This is a genomic window from Gordonia sp. McavH-238-E (assembly GCF_022348225.1).
Classification (GTDB): Bacteria; Actinomycetota; Actinomycetes; order Mycobacteriales; family Mycobacteriaceae; genus Gordonia; species Gordonia terrae.
In genome coordinates this window covers 174,998-195,385 of the sequence record NZ_JAKRFE010000009.1, presented here as the reverse complement: position 1 = coordinate 195,385, position 20,388 = coordinate 174,998, and the positions used below count along the sequence as shown (strand labels likewise).

At 70.2% G+C, this 20,388-nt stretch carries 20 protein-coding genes; 14 read left to right on the top strand and 6 right to left on the bottom strand.

The genetic code is table 11. The features are described from left to right. Nucleotides 1-18: 18 nt before the first annotated feature. Nucleotides 19-849, bottom strand: coding sequence for a hypothetical protein (locus MHN80_RS15785; RefSeq protein WP_064571148.1), 831 nt, complete (start codon nucleotides 847-849; stop codon nucleotides 19-21). A 302-nt stretch (nucleotides 850-1,151) separates the two neighbouring features. Here MHN80_RS15785 and MHN80_RS15780 point away from each other — a divergent pair, with 302 nt between their 5' ends. The 4 genes from MHN80_RS15780 to MHN80_RS15765 all read left to right on the top strand — a co-directional run bounded on the left by MHN80_RS15780 (nucleotide 1,152) and on the right by MHN80_RS15765 (nucleotide 5,844). Next, entirely contained in the window at nucleotides 1,152-2,222 is a 1,071-nt protein-coding gene (locus MHN80_RS15780; RefSeq protein WP_239402579.1) for a thiamine ABC transporter substrate binding subunit, read from the top strand. Between the two features lie 7 nt (nucleotides 2,223-2,229). Then, nucleotides 2,230-3,885, top strand: a complete 1,656-nt coding sequence (locus MHN80_RS15775; RefSeq protein WP_239402578.1) for an iron ABC transporter permease — start codon at nucleotides 2,230-2,232, stop codon at nucleotides 3,883-3,885. Beyond that, nucleotides 3,882-4,925, top strand: coding sequence for an ABC transporter ATP-binding protein (locus tag MHN80_RS15770; protein ID WP_239402577.1), 1,044 nt, complete (start codon nucleotides 3,882-3,884; stop codon nucleotides 4,923-4,925). Before MHN80_RS15775 ends, MHN80_RS15770 begins: the two co-directional genes overlap by 4 nt. Nucleotides 4,926-4,995: 70 nt before the next feature. Next, nucleotides 4,996-5,844, top strand: a complete 849-nt coding sequence (locus tag MHN80_RS15765) for a DMT family transporter (RefSeq protein ID WP_239402674.1) — start codon at nucleotides 4,996-4,998, stop codon at nucleotides 5,842-5,844. A gap of 7 nt (nucleotides 5,845-5,851) precedes the next feature. On the opposite strand, the gene MHN80_RS15760 is transcribed toward MHN80_RS15765, so the two are convergent. Continuing rightward, on the bottom strand, nucleotides 5,852-6,028 hold the full coding sequence (locus MHN80_RS15760; protein WP_004019207.1) for a hypothetical protein: 177 nt from the start codon (nucleotides 6,026-6,028) through the stop codon (nucleotides 5,852-5,854). A gap of 209 nt (nucleotides 6,029-6,237) precedes the next feature. On the opposite strand from MHN80_RS15760, the gene typA reads away from it, so the two are divergent. The 7 genes from typA to cofG all read left to right on the top strand — a co-directional run bounded on the left by typA (nucleotide 6,238) and on the right by cofG (nucleotide 15,496). Then, nucleotides 6,238-8,148, top strand: a complete 1,911-nt coding sequence (gene typA / locus MHN80_RS15755; RefSeq protein ID WP_004019208.1) for a translational GTPase TypA — start codon at nucleotides 6,238-6,240, stop codon at nucleotides 8,146-8,148. Nucleotides 8,149-8,218: 70 nt separating this feature from the next. After that, nucleotides 8,219-10,189 carry an ABC transporter family substrate-binding protein gene (locus MHN80_RS15750; RefSeq protein WP_064571152.1) on the top strand — a complete coding sequence of 657 codons (1,971 nt, stop codon included), beginning with the start codon at nucleotides 8,219-8,221 and terminating at the stop codon, nucleotides 10,187-10,189. After that, on the top strand, nucleotides 10,186-11,076 hold the full coding sequence (gene mshB / locus MHN80_RS15745) for an N-acetyl-1-D-myo-inositol-2-amino-2-deoxy-alpha-D-glucopyranoside deacetylase (RefSeq protein WP_239402576.1): 891 nt from the start codon (nucleotides 10,186-10,188) through the stop codon (nucleotides 11,074-11,076). Before MHN80_RS15750 ends, mshB begins: the two co-directional genes overlap by 4 nt. Nucleotides 11,077-11,092: 16 nt before the next feature. Beyond that, on the top strand, nucleotides 11,093-11,491 hold the full coding sequence (locus MHN80_RS15740) for a hypothetical protein (protein ID WP_004019211.1): 399 nt from the start codon (nucleotides 11,093-11,095) through the stop codon (nucleotides 11,489-11,491). Nucleotides 11,492-11,550: 59 nt separating this feature from the next. Beyond that, nucleotides 11,551-12,690 carry an FO synthase gene (locus tag MHN80_RS15735; protein WP_239402575.1) on the top strand — a complete coding sequence of 380 codons (1,140 nt, stop codon included), beginning with the start codon at nucleotides 11,551-11,553 and terminating at the stop codon, nucleotides 12,688-12,690. A gap of 53 nt (nucleotides 12,691-12,743) precedes the next feature. Next, nucleotides 12,744-14,252, top strand: a complete 1,509-nt coding sequence (locus MHN80_RS15730; protein ID WP_239402673.1) for an NAD(P)/FAD-dependent oxidoreductase — start codon at nucleotides 12,744-12,746, stop codon at nucleotides 14,250-14,252. Next, on the top strand, nucleotides 14,249-15,496 hold the full coding sequence (gene cofG / locus MHN80_RS15725) for a 7,8-didemethyl-8-hydroxy-5-deazariboflavin synthase CofG (protein ID WP_239402574.1): 1,248 nt from the start codon (nucleotides 14,249-14,251) through the stop codon (nucleotides 15,494-15,496). The genes MHN80_RS15730 and cofG overlap by 4 nt, the downstream gene beginning before the upstream one ends. Before the next feature lie 3 nt (nucleotides 15,497-15,499). On the opposite strand, the gene MHN80_RS15720 is transcribed toward cofG, so the two are convergent. Beyond that, nucleotides 15,500-15,874, bottom strand: coding sequence for a rhodanese-like domain-containing protein (locus MHN80_RS15720; protein ID WP_004019215.1), 375 nt, complete (start codon nucleotides 15,872-15,874; stop codon nucleotides 15,500-15,502). Next, a complete protein-coding gene (locus MHN80_RS15715) occupies nucleotides 15,871-16,461 on the bottom strand; it encodes a cysteine dioxygenase family protein (RefSeq protein ID WP_239402573.1) in 591 nt (196 codons plus the stop codon). The genes MHN80_RS15720 and MHN80_RS15715 overlap by 4 nt, the downstream gene beginning before the upstream one ends. 441 nt (nucleotides 16,462-16,902) lie before the next feature. Here MHN80_RS15715 and fdxA point away from each other — a divergent pair, with 441 nt between their 5' ends. Further along, nucleotides 16,903-17,232 (top strand): ferredoxin, encoded by a 330-nt coding sequence (gene fdxA / locus MHN80_RS15710; RefSeq protein ID WP_004019217.1) that lies wholly within the window; start codon nucleotides 16,903-16,905, stop codon nucleotides 17,230-17,232. A gap of 10 nt (nucleotides 17,233-17,242) precedes the next feature. After that, entirely contained in the window at nucleotides 17,243-18,385 is a 1,143-nt protein-coding gene (gene dapC / locus MHN80_RS15705; protein ID WP_239402572.1) for a succinyldiaminopimelate transaminase, read from the top strand. Between the two features lie 27 nt (nucleotides 18,386-18,412). Here dapC and MHN80_RS15700 read toward each other — a convergent pair whose 3' ends face one another. Together MHN80_RS15700 and dapD are read right to left on the bottom strand one after the other, a co-directional pair. Beyond that, nucleotides 18,413-18,655 carry a DUF3072 domain-containing protein gene (locus MHN80_RS15700; protein ID WP_239402571.1) on the bottom strand — a complete coding sequence of 81 codons (243 nt, stop codon included), beginning with the start codon at nucleotides 18,653-18,655 and terminating at the stop codon, nucleotides 18,413-18,415. Between the two features lie 61 nt (nucleotides 18,656-18,716). Then, complete coding sequence (gene dapD, locus MHN80_RS15695; protein WP_081486967.1) at nucleotides 18,717-19,682, bottom strand: 2,3,4,5-tetrahydropyridine-2,6-dicarboxylate N-succinyltransferase; 966 nt, start codon at nucleotides 19,680-19,682, stop codon at nucleotides 18,717-18,719. Between the two features lie 189 nt (nucleotides 19,683-19,871). Here dapD and MHN80_RS15690 point away from each other — a divergent pair, with 189 nt between their 5' ends. Continuing rightward, complete coding sequence (locus MHN80_RS15690) at nucleotides 19,872-20,387, top strand: DM13 domain-containing protein (RefSeq protein WP_004019221.1); 516 nt, start codon at nucleotides 19,872-19,874, stop codon at nucleotides 20,385-20,387. Nucleotide 20,388: the final 1 nt, after the last annotated feature.

Sequence of the window (20,388 nt, the reverse complement as noted above, 5' to 3'; positions counted from 1 at the left end):
CTGTGAGAGGAAAAGCGGTCAGATGATCGCGAGTCCGATGACCGGGACGATCGTGCAGGAGACGATCTTGCCCTTCGTCTTCGTGGTCACGTTGCCGTGGATCGCCGAGATGACACGGCCCTTGCCGGTCCGCGAGATACCGGTGAAGGTGCCGGGTCCCTCTTGGACGTTGATCTTCGGGTTCCGCTTCAGCGTCGTGGTGCCGGTGCGGCCGGTGTCGACGTTGAACCAGCTCACCGTGAGGGGTGCGGTCTTGTTGTCGATGGCCGGGCCGGTACCGAGCGAGGTGTAGACGTAGCCCGCCTCGCCGCGCTTGGGGCCGGGAGCCGGGGCTTCCTGCGGTCCGGCGGTGGCCAGGGCGCGTCCGAGCGAACCACCGCCGGGGATGCAGCCGAGGCCGAAGGTCGGGTAGAGGAATTCCTGGATCTTCGGAGCGTTCGGTCCCTGCGGGATCTCCGGATCGCCGGGCTTGCGCTCGGCGGCGAGTTCGCGCGCGGCCTGCTTGCGGCCGGGTTCGCCCAGGAAGTCGGCGATCGAGCGCCAGATCTTGCTGACCTCACCGGGCATTCCGGGGGTGTCGGCGAACGACTGGGCCTGACGGAGCAGATCGACCGAGACCTTGCCGTCGGGTCCGGGGGTCGCCACCGAGCCGATGATCGCGGGTGCGAACGCGCCGAGCGAGTCCAGCACGCGCTGGTCGACCTTCGGCGCCGGTGCGGCCTGGGCGGCGACCGGAAGAGCGAGCGACGTGGCCGCCGCGAGCGCCGACACGGCGACGAGGAGGCGACGGGTCCGGATTCGATGCGGGGCATTGCCGGATCGCAACCTCGGTGGCCGGGAGAAACGCACTGGTGTGTCCTAACGGTCGTGGCGCAGGCGGGTGAGTCGTGCTGCGCCTCGTGGTCGTGGCATCCGCCCGGGTGTCGGCTCGCGGATAGCCCATCCTCTCACCCGAGTCGTCGCGGGTCATTCTAAGCCCCTCGCGGGTTCCAATGTCCAGGCCGAGGTCCTGTTACGGGTGAGGTTTGTGTGGTTATTGATGCAATTGTTACTCAAGTGAGGTCAACGCGGTCGGGGCGTGCGGCCAGTCGGCCACCTGGTTGGATGAGGAGAATCGGGGAACTCTCGCCGATGTCGAACAGGAGTCTGATGTGAACGAGCTGCGCACCGACGGCTTGCCGGGTCGTCGACGCGGGAGATCGCGGCTGACGCGTGTCGTCGTCGCCGTGGCCGCCCTTGCACTGGTTGCGTCGACCGCAGTCGCATGCGCAGACGATTCGTCGTCGGGTGCGGAGGTCACCCTGCTCACCCACGACTCGTTCGAACTGCCCGAGTCCGTCCTCGACGCATTCCGTCAGGAGACCGGCCTGACCCTGAAGACCGTGAAGTCCGGCGACGCCGGGCAATTGGCATCGACGGTGTCGCTGACACCGGGCGCACCCAAGGGCGACGCGGTCTTCGGTATCGACAACACCTTTGCGTCGCGCCCGATCGACGCCGGCGCCCTGGAATCCTACGAGTCACCGGCCGCGGTCGACGGTGCCGCGGACTATGCGGTACCCGGCGCCGAGGGGCAGCTGACGGCCGTCGACCGGGGCGATGTGTGCCTCAACGTCGACGACGGCTGGTTCGAGTCCAGAGGACTGACCCCGCCGGTGAGTTTCCGCGATCTGACCCGCCCGGAGTTCGCGTCGCTCACCGCGGTGACCGACCCCGCCACCTCCTCACCGGGCACGGCGTTCCTGCTCACCACGGTCGGCGCGCTCGGAGACGGCTGGCAGGACTACTGGAAGCAGGTCGTCGGCGGCGGCGCAACGGTCGTCTCGGGCTGGGAGGTCGCCTACAACCAGCTCTTCACGGCCGGCGAGGGTCGCGGCGACAAGCCCATCGTGCTGTCCTACGCCTCGTCGCCGGCGGCCACGCCCGGGACGAGCGCGCTGCTGGACAGCTGCTTCCCGCAAGTCGAGTACATCGGCGTCCTGAAGGGCACCCGGAACTCCACCGGGGCACGCAAGCTCGTCGACTTCATGCTCAGTCCCACCGTGCAGAAAGAACTCCCGTCGTCGATGTACGTCTATCCCGTGCAGCGCGACACGCCGCTGCCCCCGGGCTGGCCGGCGCGCGCGGAGGTGCCCGCCTGGATGTCGTCGCTGCCGCCCGCCACGATCGCGGAGAACCGCGAGATGTGGCTCGACCAGTGGCGCGCCGCGGTCGGCCGGTGATGCCTCGGTGACCCGCGCCGGGACGGCGGTGACCCGGGCGTCCCGGGCTGCCGGACCGGTGGCGCTGTGGCTCCTCCCGGCACTGTTCATCGTGGTGCTGTTCGCGTGGCCGGTCGTCGCCCTCGTCCGGCGGGCCGTGTCGATCGCCCGCGACTCGGGGGCGGGCCTGGGTGAACTGCTCGAACGTACCGACGCGCTGGGACTTCTCGGCGTCACCCTCGGTCAGGCGGCGGCGTCGACCGTCCTGGCGCTGGCCGCCGCCGCCCCCATCGCGTGGTTGTTCGCCCGGGTGCGCGGGGCCACCGCTGTCGTCCTCGCCGTCGTGGTGACCGTGCCGTTCGTGCTGCCCACCGTCGTCGTGGGCGTCGCGTTCCGCTCGTTGCTGTCGGGCCCACTCGCGTTCCTGCACATCGAGTCCGGGCTGCCGGCCGTGCTCGCGGCCCACGTCTTCATCAACATCGCCGTCGTCGTCCGCGTCGTCGGCGCGGCCTGGCGCAACCTCGATCCACGGCTGCTCGAGGCGGCACGGTCGCTGGGCGCCAGCCGCATACGGGCGACGCTGACCGTGGTCGTGCCGCGACTCGTGCCCGCGATCGCGTCGGCCGCAGCGCTCATCTTCCTGTTCTGTTCCACCAGTTTCGGCGTCGTGATCATCCTCGGCGCGGGCGAGCTGCGCACCCTGGAGACCGAGATCTACACCCAGGCCATCGGATACTTCCGCATCCCCGAGGCGGTCGCCCTGTCGATGCTGCAGATCGTGGTGGTGCTCGCCGCGTTGCTGCTGACACGGGTGTTCGCCGATCCGGCCGGCCGCGGATCGGGCGGCGGTGCGCGGCGGGCCGAACGCGACCGCAGGGTCGCCGGCGGCCGGTGGACGCGGCCGGCCGTCTGGGCGGTCGGGGCATGGACGGCGGTACTCCTCGTCGGGCCGGTCGTGGTGCTGATGGTGCGGTCGGTCCGGCCGGTCGCGCACGGCGACTGGACGTTCGCCGGCTATCGCGCACTGGCCGAACCGGTCAACGGGGTGACGCCGCTGGAGAGTCTGCGGTATTCACTGGTGACCGCGACCGCGGCGACCGCCATCGCGTTGGTGGTGGGGACACTCGCCGCGGTCGCGCTCCACCGCGCACACGGGGTGGTCGGGGCGATCGGTTCGGCGGTGTCGCTCGTGCCACTCGGGATCAGCGCCGTCACACTGGGATTCGGATATCTCATCGTGTTGGCGTCGCTGCCCTACGAGATCGCCGCGTCGCCCGCGGTCATCCCGCTCGTCCAGGCGCTCATCGCGATACCGGTGGTCATCCGGATCATGATGCCCGCGCTCGAATCGGTGCCGGCCCGGCTGCGGCACGCCGCGGCGACGCTGGGAGCCAGGCCGATTCGGGTGTTCGCGACGGTCGATCTGCCGATCATCGGCAGGTCGATGGGAGCGGCCGGGGGTTTCGCCTTCGTCATGGCCCTGGGCGAGTTCGGCGCGACGAGCTTTCTCGCCCGCGCGGACACGACCACCCTCCCGGTGCTGATCGGGTCGGCCCTCAACCGGCCGGGTGCCGACAATCTGGCGACCGCCATGGCCGCCTCCGTGGTCCTGGTCGTCGCGACGGTTCTCGCCGTCGTCGCGGTCGAGGCGTTCCGTCCCCGCTCGGAGGTCCCGCTGCTGTGACCCCCGGGAATTCATTGGAAGTCCGTGATCTCACCGTTGCGTACGGCGACGAGACCGTCATCGACGGCCTGTCCTGGCGGCTCGGGGGAGACGGCTCCCTGGTGACCGCGATCCTCGGCCCGTCGGGGTGTGGCAAGTCGACCCTCATCCGGGCGATCGCCGGGCTCGAGTCGCCGGTCCGGGGAACCGTGCGGTTCGGCGGTGTCGACCTCGCCGGGGTGGAGGTCCATCGCCGGGACTTCGGCGTGGTCTTCCAGGACGGGCAGCTCTTCGGCGGGCGCAGCGTCGCGTCGAACATCGGATACGGACTCCGGGTGCGGCGCTGGTCGCGCCGCGCCATCGCCGAACGCGTCGCCGAGATGCTCGATGTGGTCGGCCTCACCGGCTACGACAGACGTCTCGTCGACACCCTGTCGGGCGGCCAGGCGCAGCGCGTCGCACTCGCCCGTGCGCTGGCCCCGCGCCCGCGGCTGCTCTTGCTCGACGAACCGCTCGCGGCCCTCGACCGACGTATGAGAGACGAACTGGCGGTGGAGATCTCGGAGATCGTCCGCGCGGCCGGTGTCCCGACGATGGTGGTCACCCACGATCACGCCGAAGCCGCGACCATGGCCGACGAGATCGCGGTGATGCGTGACGGCGTGATGATCCAGACCGACGCCCCGGCGGGGCTGTGGCGACGCCCGGTCGACGAGTGGACCGCACGATTCCTCGGCGCCACGACCGTCGTCGACGCGCAGGTCCGGTCGGGTGTTGCCGACACCGTGCTCGGTGAGATGCCACTCGACCTCCCCGACGGCAGTCGCAGACTCGGTCTGCGGCCCGAGTCGGTCTCGATCGGCCCGGCGTCGCCGGGGGCGGACGAGGACACGGCAGCGACAGCGACAGTCATGCTCGTCGCCGAACTCCCGGCCGGCCCGCGCGTGCGCATCGACACCCCGGTCGGCGAGATCGACGCCGTGACAGACGCATCGGTCGCCGTCGGCGACCGGGTCCGGATGCGTCTGGTGCCCGAACGCGTCGCGGTGATCGGGCCGTGACGATGCGCGCGGTAATGGGGGCCTAGCCGTGCCGGTGACGCGACGCGACCTGCTCGTCCCGCCGGGCCTGATGGTCGTCGGCGCGACGTCGATGTACCTCGGCGCGGCCGTTGCCGTCGGCCTGTTCGACGTCATCTCCCCGGCCGCGGTCGCCTGGTTGCGGATCGTCGGGGCCGCGTTGGTGCTGCTGCTGTGGGTGCGGCCACCGCGGACCGCCTGGCGGTGGGAACGGCTACGCCTCGCGGCGTGCTTCGGGCTGATCACCGCCGGGATGAACATCGCCTTCTACGAGGCCCTCGCACATCTGCCGCTCGGTACGACCGTCGCCTTGGAGTTCCTGGGTCCGATCGTGGTGGCCGCGTTGGGTTCTGCGACGCGTCGCGACGTCGCCGCGCTCGTGCTGGCGGCGGTCGGCGTCGTCCTGATCGCCGATGTCCGGTGGTCGGGGACGGCGATCGGCGTCGTCCTGGCGCTGGCCGCGGCCGCCTGCTGGGCGGGGTACATCGTCCTGGGCAAACGCGTCGCGGCGCGGGGTGCGGGCGTGGAGGATCTGGCCACCGGCTTCGCGGTGGCCGCACTGCTCACCGCGCCGCTCGCGTGGTGGGTGGCCGACGCGGTGCGCGCGGGTGCCGCCCTGCCGGCCGTGCTGGCGCAGGGCCTGCTGCTGGGCATCGCGTCGACCGCGGTGCCGTATGCCCTGGACCAGATCGTGCTGCGGAGAGTCGGACAGGCGAGGTTCGCGATCCTGCTCGCACTGCTGCCGGTGACGGCGTCGGTGATCGGCTTGCTCGCACTCGGACAGGTTCCGCGGCCACTCGAAGCGGCCGGCATCGCCCTCGTCGCGGTGGCCGTCGCGGTCCGATCGGGCGACGAGGACGATCGGCTCGTCGACCGCGAGGGCGAGACACCGCCGGGCTGACCCGTGGTCAGGCGGCGCGCGCCTTCTTCAACGCCTTGTGGAGTTCCTTCTTCGACATGTCGGAGGTGTCGAGCTTGCGCATCCGATGGATGACCACCGGGCAGCGAACGCAGCGCGTGGAACTCTTGCAACACTTCTTCTTGGGCTTCAACGAGCCCACTCTGGTCGGGTCGACCTTGCCCATACGGCGAGGTTAGCAGACCCTAACTATCGCCTTTGTGGGTGCTGTGATCGCGGTCTCACCGTCCGAGCCGATACTCTGTCACATTGAATCCCTAGGTGATCTGCTCCCCGCGCCGGTCAGAGCCGTTCGGATGCGAGCGTCGCCGACGTTCCGCAGTGAGCCGAGCGCCGTCCGTCGCCGCAGGTCCCCACCCACACGAAAGAGAGCCAGTGAGCGCTGCCCCCACCTTCCGCAACGTCGCGATCGTCGCGCACGTCGACCACGGAAAGACCACACTCGTCGACGCCATGCTGCGCCAGTCCGGCGTCTTCGGCGAGCGCGCCGAGGTCGTCGACCGGGTGATGGACTCCGGTGACCTCGAACGTGAAAAGGGCATCACCATCCTCGCCAAGAACACCGCGGTCCACCGGCGCCAGCCGGACGGCACCGAGGTCGTCATCAACGTCATCGACACCCCCGGCCACGCCGACTTCGGTGGCGAGGTCGAGCGCGGTCTGTCGATGGTCGACGGTGTCGTCCTCCTCGTCGACGCCTCCGAGGGCCCGCTGCCGCAGACGCGCTTCGTGCTCCGCAAGGCGCTGGCCGCCGAACTCCCGGTGATCGTCGTCGTCAACAAGACCGACCGACCCGACGCCCGCATCCAGGAGGTCGTCGACGAGACGCAGGACCTCCTTCTCGACCTCGCATCCGACCTCGACGAGGAGGCCGCGAAAGCCGCCGAGCTCGTCCTGGAGCTGCCGGTGCTCTACGCCTCGGGCCGCGCCGGCGTGTGCAGTACCGAGCAGCCGGCCGACGGCGAGATCCCGGCCGGGGAGAACCTCGACTCGTTCTTCGACGTCCTGCTCGAGCACGTCCCGGCTCCCAAGGGAGACCCGGACGCGCCCCTGCAGGCACACGTCACGAACCTGGACGCCTCGGCCTTCCTGGGTCGCCTCGCGCTCGTCCGCATCCACAACGGCACCCTCCGCAAGGGTCAGCAGGTGTCCTGGTGCCGCGAGGTCGACGGTGAACCCGTCGTCGAGCGCGCCAAGATCACCGAGCTCCTCGCCACGGTCGGCGTCGATCGCGCCCCCGCCGAGTCCGCGTCGGCCGGTGACATCGTCGCCGTCGCCGGAATGCCGGAGATCATGATCGGCGACACCCTCGCCGATCTGGAGAACCCGCAGCCGCTGCCGCGCATCACGGTCGACGAGCCGGCGATCTCGGTGACCATCGGCACCAACTCATCGCCCCTGGCCGGCCGGGTGTCCGGTCACAAGCTGACCGCCCGGATGGTCAAGCAGCGCCTCGACACCGAGCTGATCGGCAACGTGTCGCTGCGCGTGCTCGACATCGGCCGCCCCGACGCCTGGGAGGTGCAGGGCCGTGGTGAGCTCGCGCTCGCCATCCTCGTCGAGCAGATGCGTCGTGAGGGCTTCGAGCTGACGGTCGGCAAGCCGCAGGTGGTCACCCGCAAGGTCGACGGCAAGATCCAGGAGCCCTTCGAGCACCTGACGGTCGACGTGCCGGAGGAGTACCTCGGCGCGGTGACCCAGCTGCTCGCAGCGCGCAAGGGCCGCATGGAGCAGATGAACAACCACGGCACCGGCTGGGTCCGGATGGAGTTCATCGTGCCGTCCCGCGGCCTGATCGGTTTCCGCACCGACTTCCTCACCGAGACCCGCGGCACCGGCATCGCCAACGCCGTCTTCGACGGGTACGACGCCTGGGCCGGCGAGATCCGCGCCCGCCACACCGGCTCGCTCGTCAGCGATCGCGCCGGCACCGTCACCCCGTTCGCCATGATCCAGCTCGCCGACCGGGGCACGTTCTTCGTCAACCCGGGCGAGGACTCCTACGAGGGACACGTCGTGGGCATCAACCCGCGTCAAGAAGACCTCGACATCAACGTCACCCGCGAGAAGAAGCTGACCAACATGCGTCAGTCGTCGGCCGACGTCATGGAGACCCTCGCCAAGCCGATGCAGCTCGATCTCGAGGGTGCGATGGAGTTCTGCGCCGCCGACGAGTGTGTCGAGGTGACCCCGGAGGTGGTCCGCGTCCGTAAGGTCCACCTGGACTCGAACACCCGTGCCCGCGAGCGTTCGCGCGCCAAGTCCCGGGATGCCGCTGTCAGCTGACGGTTCGGCGGTACGGCAGCGCCCGTGCACGGTGGTAGACACGTCTGACGGACCGAGCAGCTTCTTTGTCATGGGGGTATCCGAGGTGAATCGCGCGAGACCACGACCAGGCCGCGAGACCACGAATCGCGTCCGGGGCCGGCTGTTCGGCGTGGTCTCGTGCGGGATCGCCCTGCTCGTCGTGCTGACGGCGTGCATGTCCGACCCGCCGCCACCGGTCCGCGACACCGGGCCGCCGCCCACCCCGACCGAGTACCCGGTGGAGAAGACGATCTACATCGCCACCGACTCGGTCGGCTCCGGGTTCAATCCGCACATCGCGGCGGATCAGAACCCGGTGACCACGGCGGTCGCGGCGATGACGCTGCCGAGTGCCTTCGCCCCGGTCCAGACACCGGGCGGGACGGTGTGGGAACTCCAGCGTTCGTTCGTGACCTCCGCGGAGGTCACCTCGCGGGCGCCGTTCACCGTGACCTACCGCATCCACACCGACGCCCAGTGGTCCGACGGGCTGCCGGTGACCGGCGACGACTTCAACTTCCTGTGGCAGCAGATGTCCCGGCAACCCAACGTGGTGGCGCCGGCCGGCTACCGCCTCATCGACTCGGTGCAATCCCGGGAGGGCGGCAAGGTCGTCGAGGTCCGGTTCGAGCGGCCGTTCCCGGCCTGGCGGGAACTGTTCACCGGACTTCTGCCGAGTCACGTGCTGAAGGGAGCGCCGGCAGGTTTCCAGACCGGGATGGACACCGGCAAGCCGGTGTCGGCCGGTCCGTACGCGATCGTCGGCATCGACAAGACCCGTGACGAGGTGCGGCTCGCCCGCAACGACCGGTACTGGGTCACCCCGCCACGGCTGGATCAGGTCGTCTTGCGCCGCGCGGGCACCTCGGCCCAGATGCTCGACTCCGTGCGCTCCGGCGACTCGGCCGTCGTGGCCCTGGGCGCCTCGCCGGCCACCGACGCCGAACTGACCGCCCTGCCCGGTCTGGAGACCGCGCGCAGCCTGACGTCGCGGTCACTCGGGGTGAGCGTGAACGCCCGCACCGACGCGATGAGCTCGGTCGAGGTCCGCCGCGCGATCCTCGGACTGGTCGATCCGCGGCTGACGACCTTCGCCGGCGCCGGGGACTGGGTCGTCGAGCCGTTCGCCAACACGGTCTTCGCGCCGTCGGACCCCGGTTATTCACCGGTGGACCGACCCCGTGTCGGGCCGGCCGAGATCGACGCATTGCTGGGGTCTGCGGGCTACCGTCGGGCCGCGCCGGAACCCGTCGGTTCCGCATCCCCGGTCCCGTCGGCGTCGTCCGAATCCTCCTCGGCGGCACCCTCGGTCCCGCCGTCCTCACCCCCCGCATCCGGGTCACCGTCCGCCGGTGGGTCCACGACGCCCGGTGCGACGGACGCCCCGATCGAGGGTCTGGTCGAGGTGCCGGAGCTGCCCGAGGGCATCCTGCCGTTCCAGCGCGACGGACAGGACCTCATCGTCCGTGTCGGTGCGGTGGCCGGCGATCCGCGGACCACGTCGGCGGCGTCGAGCATCGTCGACCAGCTCCGTGGGGCGGGTGTGCGGGCGCAGGTGGTCACGCTCCCCAACAGCGAGTTGTACGGGTCGGCACTCACGAACAAACGTGTCGACCTGGTCGTCGGATGGTCCGGCCTCGGGGTGCCCCCGGCAGCCTCGCTCGCCTCGCAGGTCGACTGCAACCAGCCCAAACCCGGTACCGAACCGTCGCCCGCGACGCCCCCGACCCCCACCAGCATCGCGCCGAGCGGAGGCGATCCCGGGGACAGCTACGCCAGCAACATCTCCGGGCTGTGTGATCCGCGACTGATCGAGCTCGCCCGCACCGCGCTCTCCGAGGACGACCCGATCCCGACCCTGAACGAGGCCGAACCGCTCCTGGCCGCCCAGGCGATCTACCTGCCGCTGTACCAGGACTCGATGGTCGTGGGAACCACGCCGGCCGTGCGCGACGTCCCGCTCACCGGGCCCATCCAGGTCTCGATCTTCGGGACCGCGGTGAACTGGGAGCTGTCGTGACCGGTACCCCCGCCGGTCGTCGGTTGCTGCTCGTGCACGCGCATCCCGACGACGAGACGATCATGACCGGCGGCACCATCGCCCGGTATCTCGCGGAGGGCGTCGACGTGCGGGTGCTGACCTTCACCCTCGGCGAAGAGGGCGAGGTGATCGGGGACGAGTGGGCGCAACTGGTCGCCGACGGCGGTGCCGATCAGCTGGGGGGCTTCCGGATTCTCGAGCTCTCGCGGGCACTGGCCGCGCTCACTCCCGACGGCCGCGCGCCGCTGCGGCCGCGGTTCCTCGGCGGCGCCGGGCGCTGGCGGGACTCCGGCATGGCCGGCGCGCCGTCCGCGAACCACCCGCGCGCGCTCGTGCGGGCGGCGTTCGACGAGCCGGTCGGTGCGCTGGTCGACGTGCTCACCGAGTTCGCACCGCAGGTGGTCGTCAGCTACGACGCATCCGGCACGTACGGGCATCCCGATCACAAACTCGTCCACGAGGTCACGGCCGCCGCGGTCGCGCGGGCCCGCGAAGTCGGGTCGGGTCCGGTCAAGGTCTACGAATCGGTGACCGAACGCAGTGCCCTCGAGTCCGGGCTGGCCCGAGCCGTCACCGTGCCCCACGGCTGGCGGATGCCGCACGACGGTGAGCTCCCCAGCTATCCCGATGCCGACATCACCACCGAGATCGACATCAGCGCGTACCTCGCCCACAAGGTCGCCGCACTGGCCGCCCACGCCACCCAGGTGACCGTCGCCGCGTCGGGTACCGAGTACGCCCTGTCGAACAACATCCTGCAGCCGATCGCCCGTGCGGAGCACTTCATCCTCACCGAGCCGGAACGCCACGAGTCCCTCGGTGCCGCGGACACGCGCGAGTCGGACCTGTTCGCCGGGATCGACTGAGACCGGGATTGCGACGATGACACGTTCGGCTCGCCCCGCACCGGGTTCCGTCCTCGACCGGCTCCTCCTGGGCTTCCTGATCGTCGACGGGTTCGCGGTCGGACTCCTCGGCGTCGCGTTCACCTACCAGCGCTTCGGTGGTGTCGCGCTACCCGTGGCGGCGCTCGTCGCGGGGGCGGTCAACGCGGCCCTGCTCTGGCTCGCGTCCGCCTTCACCGCCACCCCGTGGCGGTACGGCCCGCTCGCCGCCTGGGGGCTCGTCGTCGTCATCGCCGGCGGATTCCCCGGGCCGGGCGGTGATGTCGTGCTGTCGATCAGCGGCGGTTACCTGGTGCAGACCCTTCTGCTCCTGGTGCTCGGCGTCGGGCCGTGCGTCGCGCTGGCCTGGACGGGTCGGCTGCCCGAACCCGAGTGACCGCCCGGCGACGGGGCGCTCTGCGCTGCACTTCGCGGTGCGGAGTTAGAGTGAGAGACATGCTTCTGCGCGCGTGGGCCGAAGACATCCTGGCCCCGATCGAGCGCGTCACGGCCGCACTGAGCCGTGTTCGTGACGACCCGACTCTCGGGGCCGACGCCCTGGATGATGACGGCTGGGTTGCGCTGCTGGGTGCCTCGGGTGCGCAGCTCGACGAATTGTGCGACCTCGCCGACTCCGTGCGTCGCCGCGTCACCGATCCGGATGTGCTGACGTTCGTCGTCAACCGCAACTTCGACACGGGGGTCGTCAGCTTTCTCGGCCCCGACGATCCCGGGTTGGACGACCTGGTCGCCGAGGCGGTCGGTCTCGGGGCGACCGAGATCTGCATGCAGGGACCACTGCCCGCGGAGCTCCCGGCCGACGAATACGTCCGGCTCGTGGAAGTCATCACCGGGGCCGCCGACGGACTGCACCTCCACGCATACCGGGCACCGGAGATCGTCGACGGCGCCGAGCGCGCCGGGGTGTCGGTTGCCGACCATCTCGAGCGGTTGCGGTCGGCAGGCCTGGGATCGGTGCCGGGGACCGCTGCCCAGATCCTCGACGACACCGTGCGTGCGACGCTGTCGCCCACCGGCTCGGCACCGCCGGTCGGCAGCTGGGTCGATGTCATCGAGACCGCTCACCGGGTGGGCCTCTTCTCCACCGCGACGATGCTCTACGGGCACGTCGAGACGCCTGCGCACCAGGTCGCCCACCTGCGGCTCCTGCTCGAGATCCAGCGTCGCACGGGCGGTTTCAGCGAGCTCATCCTGATGCCGCTGCTGCCCGAGAACGTGCCGCCGCACCTCGCCGGGACCGCGACCCGGACGGCGTCGGAACGGGAGACCCGAGCGGTGCACGCCGTGGCCCGACTCATGGCCGCGGGCCTTCTCGACCATCTCCAGGTGGCGTGGACGAAGCTTCCCGCCGCCACCGTCGATCGGGTGTTGCGGGGCGGTGCCGACGATCTGGGCGGTCTGCTGCTCGACGGCACGCTGATGCCGACGGCCGGGCCGGAAGCCGGTCGTGTGCTCGACGCGGCCGCCGTCGTCGACATCGCGGCGCGAGCCGGACGGGCGCCGCGTCAGCGCACCACCCGCTATGGGGTGCCGGGACCGGGCCGGCTGCTCCCACTGCCCACGGTGTCCGCGTGAGCCGGACACCGTCCGAGGCCGGGCCGTCGAACGAGATGCGACCGTCGTCGCTGATGATGGATGACGTCGATGTGGTCATCATCGGCGCGGGCTTCGCCGGACTCGGCATGGCGACGCAACTCGCGCGCCGAGGCCGGGAGTCGTTCGTCGTTCTCGAACGCGCCGACGGCGTGGGAGGCACGTGGCGCGACAACACCTATCCCGGAATCGCCTGTGACATCCCCGCGCACCTGTACTCGTTCTCGTTCCGGCCGCCCGCGGACTGGTCCGCGCGGTTCCCGCGCGGCGCCGAGATCCGCAGCTATCTCGAGCAGATCGTCGTCGACGAACGGCTGGCCGATCGGATTCATCTCAATCGGGAACTGCACGAAGCCGTCTGGGTTGAGCGCGGTGCACACTGGATGATCACTGCCGCCGCGCCGGACGGGCGGTCCGCGACGTTCCGCGCCCGTACGCTGGTCCTGGCCGTGGGGCGGTTGTCGGAGGCGCGCATCCCCGACATCGAAGGGCTCGACACCTTTCCGGGACAGGTCGTCCACACGGCCGGCTGGCACGACGCCGTCGCGGTGGCCGGTGCGCGGGTCGGGGTCGTCGGGACCGGTGCGTCGGCCGTGCAACTCGTCCCGCACCTCGCCGAGGTCGCCGAGGACCTCGTCGTCTTCTCTCGTACCGCGCCGTATGTCGTGCCGCGGGCGGATCGGAGCTACACCGCCGACGAGCGCGTCGCGATGCTCGATCCGGTCGTCGCCGCCGAGGTGCGCGAGCACCTGCTGATCGAGGCCGACTCGGCGTTCCGGCAGCGACTCGGGTTGCATCCGGACATCGACCAGATCCGGGCGCGCGCCCGAGACCACCTGCACGGGCAGGTGGCCGACGCCGGCCTCCGTGAGCAGCTGACCCCCGACTACGAGATCGGTTGCAAGCGCATCCTTCTCAGTGACGACTTCTACCCGGCGTTGCAGCGGTCGAACGTGGTCTTCGAGCCGAGCGCGCTGACGTCGGTCGCCGAGTCCAAGGCCACCGCGCACAGCGGCCGCACCTACGACCTCGACGTCCTGGTGATGGCGACCGGTTTCGAGGCCGCGCGACCGCCCGCGGCGTCGCGTATCACCGGCCGCGCCGGACGTCGGCTGTCCGAGCACTGGTCCGCAGGCATGACTTCCCATGCCTCGACCGTCGTCAGCGGTTTCCCCAACATGTTCGTCCTGGACGGGCCGAATGCCGCACTCGGACACAACTCGGCGATCTACATGATCGAGACGCAGCTCGACTACGTCCTGGGCGCGTTGGAGTACATGGCCGACAACGGGATCGGGACCCTGGCGGTGTCGCCCGCCGCAGAAGAGGCCTACACGCGGGAGATCGACGCGCGCGCCGAGTCGACCGTGTGGATGACCGGTTGTGACAGTTGGTATGTCGATCCGGACAGTGGTCGCCTGACCCTGCTCTGGCCGGGCACCGCGGCGTCGTTCCGCGAACGCAACGGCACGTTCGACCCCGCACCCTATGAACCACATCCCGCCGATCCCGGCACCGGAACACCCGAGGAGGGGCAGGAATGACCGACAAGTCCATCATCCGCGGGGCGCTGGCCGCCGCTCACGAGCGCGCGCCGATCGGTCTCGACGACGCCGTGGCGCTCCTGTCCTGTTCGGGCGAGGACCTCACCGAACTCCAGTCGATCGCGGGGGCGATCCGCGACGAAGGCCTCGCGGCGGTCGGCAGGTCGCGTCAGATCACCTACTCGCGCAAGGTGTTCATCCCGCTGACCCGCCTGTGCCGCGACCGGTGTCACTACTGCACCTTCGTGACTGTCCCCGGGAAGCTCGCCCGAGCGGGGGAGGGCCTGTATCTCGAACTCGACCAGGTCGTCGATCTCGCGCGGCGCGGCGCCGAACTGGGCTGCAAGGAAGCCCTTTTCACCCTCGGCGACCGACCGGAGGACAGGTGGCCCCAGGCCGGCGAGTGGCTCGCCGAACGGGGATACTCCTCGACGCTGGACTACGTGCGCGCGGCCGCGGTCGCGGTGCTGTCGGAGACGGGTCTGCTGCCGCACCTCAATCCCGGTGTGATGAGCCTCGACGAGCTCCGCCACCTGCGGCCGGTCGCGCCGTCGATGGGGATGATGCTGGAGACGACGTCGCGACGCCTGTTCACCGAGAAGGGGCAGGCGCACTACGGAAGTCCCGACAAGGACCCTCTGGTCCGCATGCAGGTGCTGCGCGACGCGGGCACCGCCCGCGTTCCGTTCACCACCGGAATCCTCGTCGGGATCGGCGAATCCCTCACCGAGCGAGCCGAATCGCTGCTGGCCCTCGCCGATGTGCACGCCGAGGGCGGGCACATCCAGGAGGTGATCGTGCAGAACTTCCGCGCGAAGCCGGACACCGCGATGCGCTCGACGCCCGATGCGGAGATGACCGAGTTCCTCGCCGCCGTCGCGGTCGCCCGGATCGTCCTCGGCCCGCACATGCGGATCCAGGCGCCGCCGAACCTCGTGTCGCCCGCCGAGTGCGCTGCCCTGATCGCCTCCGGCGTCGACGACTGGGGTGGGGTGTCACCTTTGACGCCCGACCACGTCAACCCGGAGCGCCCCTGGCCCCACCTCGACGCTCTGGCCGCGCGGACCGCGGAGTCCGATTTCGTTCTCACCGAACGCATCACCGCGCAGCCGCCTTATGTGCTGAACGGTACCGACTGGATCGATCCGGCCCTCGCGCACCATGTGTCCGCACTCGCGGACCCGGTCACCGGCCTCGCCGTCGACACCCGCCCCGCGCCACGGCCCTGGCCCGCGGTGGCCTGAGAGTCAACCGAGAACCGGTGCCAGAGCCTCGTATCCGCCGATGACGTCGGTCGCGCGGTGGAGTCCGAGCTCTTGCAGCGCCGCCGCGGCGAGACTCGACGTATAACCCTGCGAACACAGGATGATCCAGCGGACGTCGTGGTCGACTGCCTGGTCGATACGTGCGTCGCTCGCCGGATCGCAGCGCCATTCGAGGACATTGCGTTCGATCACGAGAGCCCCCGGCGCTTCGCCTTCCTCGGCGCGCTGGGCCGCGGGCCGGATGTCGACCAGCACCGCGCCGTCGGCCAGCTCCGCGGGGACGTCGACGGGCTCGACCCGCGCGATCCGCGACCGCGCGTCGGCGAGCACGTCGTCGATGGTCCGGTGAGCGCTCATTCGGGTTCGTCGGTGAGGACGGTCCGGTTGCGGCGCAGGTACCCGCCCTCGGAGATGTCGTAGTAGGACATGGCGGTCAACGGCGGGGAATAGGCGTGCACGCTCAGCGTCGGGGTCACCAGTGCGACAGGCTGCTCACTCGTCGACGGCTCCGGCGCGGCCACGACCGGGTTCCGCACGACGTCGTGCACCCAGCCGAGGGGGAAGGCGGCCTGGTCGCCGGCGTCGAGGATGCGCACCGCGAGATCGTCTCCCGTCCAGTGGTACTCGCGCAAGCTGCCCGACAGCACGGTGAGCGCGCCGAGCGAGCCGGCGTGGTCGTGGAGTTCGGTGGCCTCTCCCGGCGTCCAGCTGATCAGCCACACATCGACGTCGTCGTCGGCGTGCAGTCGCGTCGACCAGCGGTGCCGCTCGTCCCAGACGTTCGGGAGCACGGCGTCGTGCCGGCCGTCGAGAACGTCGGCGACGCCCTGATCGGTGATACGGAGGAGGTCGGCGGGCCGGAGCCGCGTCGGCAGGTGGCTGATGGTGCGTGGGGCAGCGGAGGACCGAGACGCCCATTCGGTGCGGGCGAGGGTGGAGGTCATGGCGAATCCTTGCGTGGGTCGATGAGGATGTGATGAGGCCGATCGGTTCAGCAACAGCACATCGACATCGACCGCGCGGTGGGTCGGTGCGGCACCCGGGCGCACGCACCCGCGGGTCGGTGTCCCCTCAGGACGGATTCGTCGACGACGATCATGCGCCCGACACTGCCCGCGGATGGTCGCGGCGTCGAGGTTTGTCGGCACGCTGAGCGAAACCCGAGGCGCTCGCGTGCGGTCCGAGTGTGATCCTCGTTACTCGAAGGCCGATCCAGGCGGTTCTGGGCGGGGGCCGATTTCGTCGCAGCGTCCACCGGGGCGGATACTGTGGGGTGCGGTTCGACCAGCCCTCGAGCCGTACCGGCGCCGACGCCGGAGTGCTGTTCGACGCCGAACCCGCACTTCTCGTCGCGCCGACCCGGATCTTCCCTAGCGAAGGAGTGAGTGGTGACCTACATCATCGCGGAGCCTTGCGTCGACGTGTTGGACAAGGCTTGCGTGGAGGAATGCCCCGTCGACTGCATCTACGAGGGTGGACGCATGCTCTACATCCAGCCGGATGAGTGCGTCGACTGCGGTGCGTGCGAACCGGTGTGCCCGGTCGAGGCGATCTTCTACGAAGATGATGTGCCGGACGAGTGGGAGCCCTACGTCAGCGCGAACGCCGACTTCTTCGACGACCTGGGCTCGCCCGGCGGCGCCAGCAAGGTCGGCAAGACCGACGCCGATCCGGCGTTCATCAAGGGACTCCCGCCGATGAACGAAGAGGACTGACCGGCTCGGCATGAGCAGTCCTGTATCCCGTGCGGCCGCTCCGCTACGCGTCACCTCGACCCGGGTGAGCGGGCGCCTACCCGACTTTCCCTGGGACACGATCGCCGACGCGAAGGCGACGGCGGGGGCCCACGCCGACGGCATCGTCGACCTCTCGGTCGGCACGCCCGTCGACCCGGTGCCCGCCCTCATCCGTGACGCGCTCGCCGACAACTCGACGTTCCCGGGGTACCCGACGACGATCGGGACGCGCGAGCTGCGCGAGGCGGCCGCGGAGTCGCTGGTCCGGCGGCACGGGGTCTCCGGTCTCGACGAGGCGGGCATCCTCCCGGTGATCGGGACCAAGGAGGCGATCGCGGGTCTCGCCTCGACTTTCGGACTGGGGCCCGGCGACGACGTGGTCATCCCCGAGGTCGCGTACCCGACCTACGAGGTGAGCGCGCTGCTCGCGGGTGCCCGGCCGGTGCGCGCCGACTCGACCGTCGCCCTGGGGCCGATGAACCCGGCGCTGATGTTCATCAATTCGCCGTCGAATCCGACCGGCAAGGTGCTGGGTCTCGACCATCTGCGCAAGGTCGTCGGATGGGCACGCGAGCGGGGGACCGTCGTCGTGTCCGACGAGTGCTATCTCGGGTTGAGCTGGGAGGGCGAGCCGCTGTCGATCCTCGACCCCCGGGTCTGCGACGGCGACCACACCGGGCTGCTCGCCGTCCACTCGCTGTCGAAGATCTCGAACCTCGCGTCGTACCGTGCCGGCTTCTTCGCCGGCGACCCCGATCTCATCGGCGAACTGCTCGCGGTCCGCAAGCATGCCGGACTGATCGTGCCGTTCCCGATACAGGGGGCGATGACCGCCGCGCTGCGCGACGACGCGCATGTCGACGAGCAGCGTGAACGCTATGCAGCCCGTCGTCGGCTGTTGAAGGCCGCGGTCGAGGGTGCGGGCTTCCGGGTCGACCATTCCGAGGCGGGCCTGTACCTCTGGGCAACCCGGGACGAACCGTGCCGGGAGACCGTCGACTGGCTCGCCACGCGTGGAATCCTTTGCGCCCCCGGTGATTTCTACGGCCCGGCGGGTGAACGCCACGTTCGGATGGCGCTCACCGCCACCGATGAACGGATCAGCGCGGCCGTCGCCCGCCTGGCCGCCTGAGCCCCGGCCCGATCAGTCCCGACCGGATCAGCCGCGGCCGCTCTTCTGCTGTAACCGGTCGATCTCCTCGGAGGCCTCGGCCTTGGTGAGGTCGGCCGAGAGCGTCTCGCCGGCTTCTCGTGCGAGGGTGTCGAGGTAGCTGCGCTGGGCGCCGGTCATCGGCTCGTCACCGGTCACCCAGTCGTCCGGGTCCTTTTCGGTGGTGTTTCCGGCGCCTGCGCCCAGGACGTCGTCGGAATCGTTCGTCGAACTATTGTTCGATGTGCTCATGAGCCCACCATACGTCGCGATCACCGATCCGGCCAGTGCGCGACGGTGGCGTCGGCCGGACTCAGTCGTTCTTGTGCAGCGCCTCGTTGAGGGCGATGCCGTCGCCCTTCCACGGCACGACCTCGACCGCGCCGGTCAGGCTGTTGCGACGGAACAGCAGGTTGGACTGGCCGGACAGATCGCGCGCCTTGATCTGCGTGCCGTCGGGTCCGGTGACCTTGGTGCCTGCGGTCACGTAGAGGCCGGCCTCGATGACGCAGTCGTCACCCAGCGGGATGCCGCAGCCGGAGTTCGCGCCCAGGAGACAGCGCTTGCCCAGCGCGATGATCTCTTTGCCGCCGCCCGACAGGGTGCCCATCGTCGAGGCGCCGCCGCCGATGTCGGAGCCGTCGCCGACGACGACGCCCGCGGAGATGCGGCCCTCGACCATCGACGACCCGAGGGTGCCGGCGTTGAAGTTCACGAAGCCCTCGTGCATCACGGTGGTGCCGGCCGCCAGGTGCGCGCCGAGGCGGATGCGGTCGGCGTCGCCGATCCGCACGCCGCCGGGCACGACGTAGTCGACCATGCGCGGGAACTTGTCGATCGAGTAGACGGTGACCGGTCCGCGCGCACGCAGCTTCGCCCGCACCGACTCGAAGTTCTCGACCGCGCATGGGCCGTGGTTGGTCCAGACGACATTGGTGAGCATCCCGAAGATGCCCTCGAGGTTGGCGCCGTGCGGGGTGATGAGGCGATGTGACAGCAGGTGGAGCCGGAGGTAGACGTCGTAGGCGTCGATGGGTGCGGCCGCGATGTCGGCGATGCCGGTGCGGACCGCGATGGTCTTCACCCCGCGGGCCTCGTCGACGCCCACCAGATCGCGGAGATGGGCCGGCGTCGACTCGTCGTCGAGGGTCACGGTCTCGGCGGTCTCGACACCGTCGAGCTCGGGTTCGGGGAACCAGACGTCGAGGACGACGCCGGGAGTCGAACCCCCGTCGGTCACGGTCGCGATGCCAGTTGCGTGTGCGCCAGTAGATGTCACGACAGGTGAGTCTAGGTGATCGCTGCCCGTCGTCCCGCGCCGCCACCGGTGCCCCGACGCCGCTCTACCGTCATCCATTCGGCCCAAAGTCCTGGTCACGTGCCGTGCGGCGCTCGTATGGTCGCCACCATGACCGGTCATCCGCAGCCACCTGCACCGCCCCGGCGGCGACGTCGCCGCTGGCCGTGGGTGCTCGGCGGCCTCGGCGTCGTGCTCGTCGCGGTGCTGGCGGTCGGGGCCGTCGTCTTCCAGCCGTGGCTGATCTTCGTCGACACCGAGATCGACGACGCGATCCCCGTGGCGGTCACCCCGACGACCTCGGCGCCGGGCCAGGCGCCCCCCGCCGGACCGGTGGTGGTCTCGCGCGGAAGCCTGATCAGCCATGAGCATTCGACCTCCGGAACGGTCTCGGTCATCGAACAACCCGACGGTTCACGCGTGTTGGCGATCGAGAACCTGGACACCACCACCGGCCCGGACGTCCACGTGTGGCTGTCACAGGGGGAGGTGGTCGAGGGATTCGCCGGCTGGCGCACGGCCGCCGGGGCCCCGCACGTCGACCTCGGCATGATCAAGGGCAACAAGGGCGACCAGCTCTACGAGATCCCCGCCGACGTCGACCCGGGCGACTATCCGTCGGTGTTCCTCTGGTGCGTGAAGTTCAGCGTCTCCTTCGGCGCCGCCGAGATGGGCTCACTACGGTGAA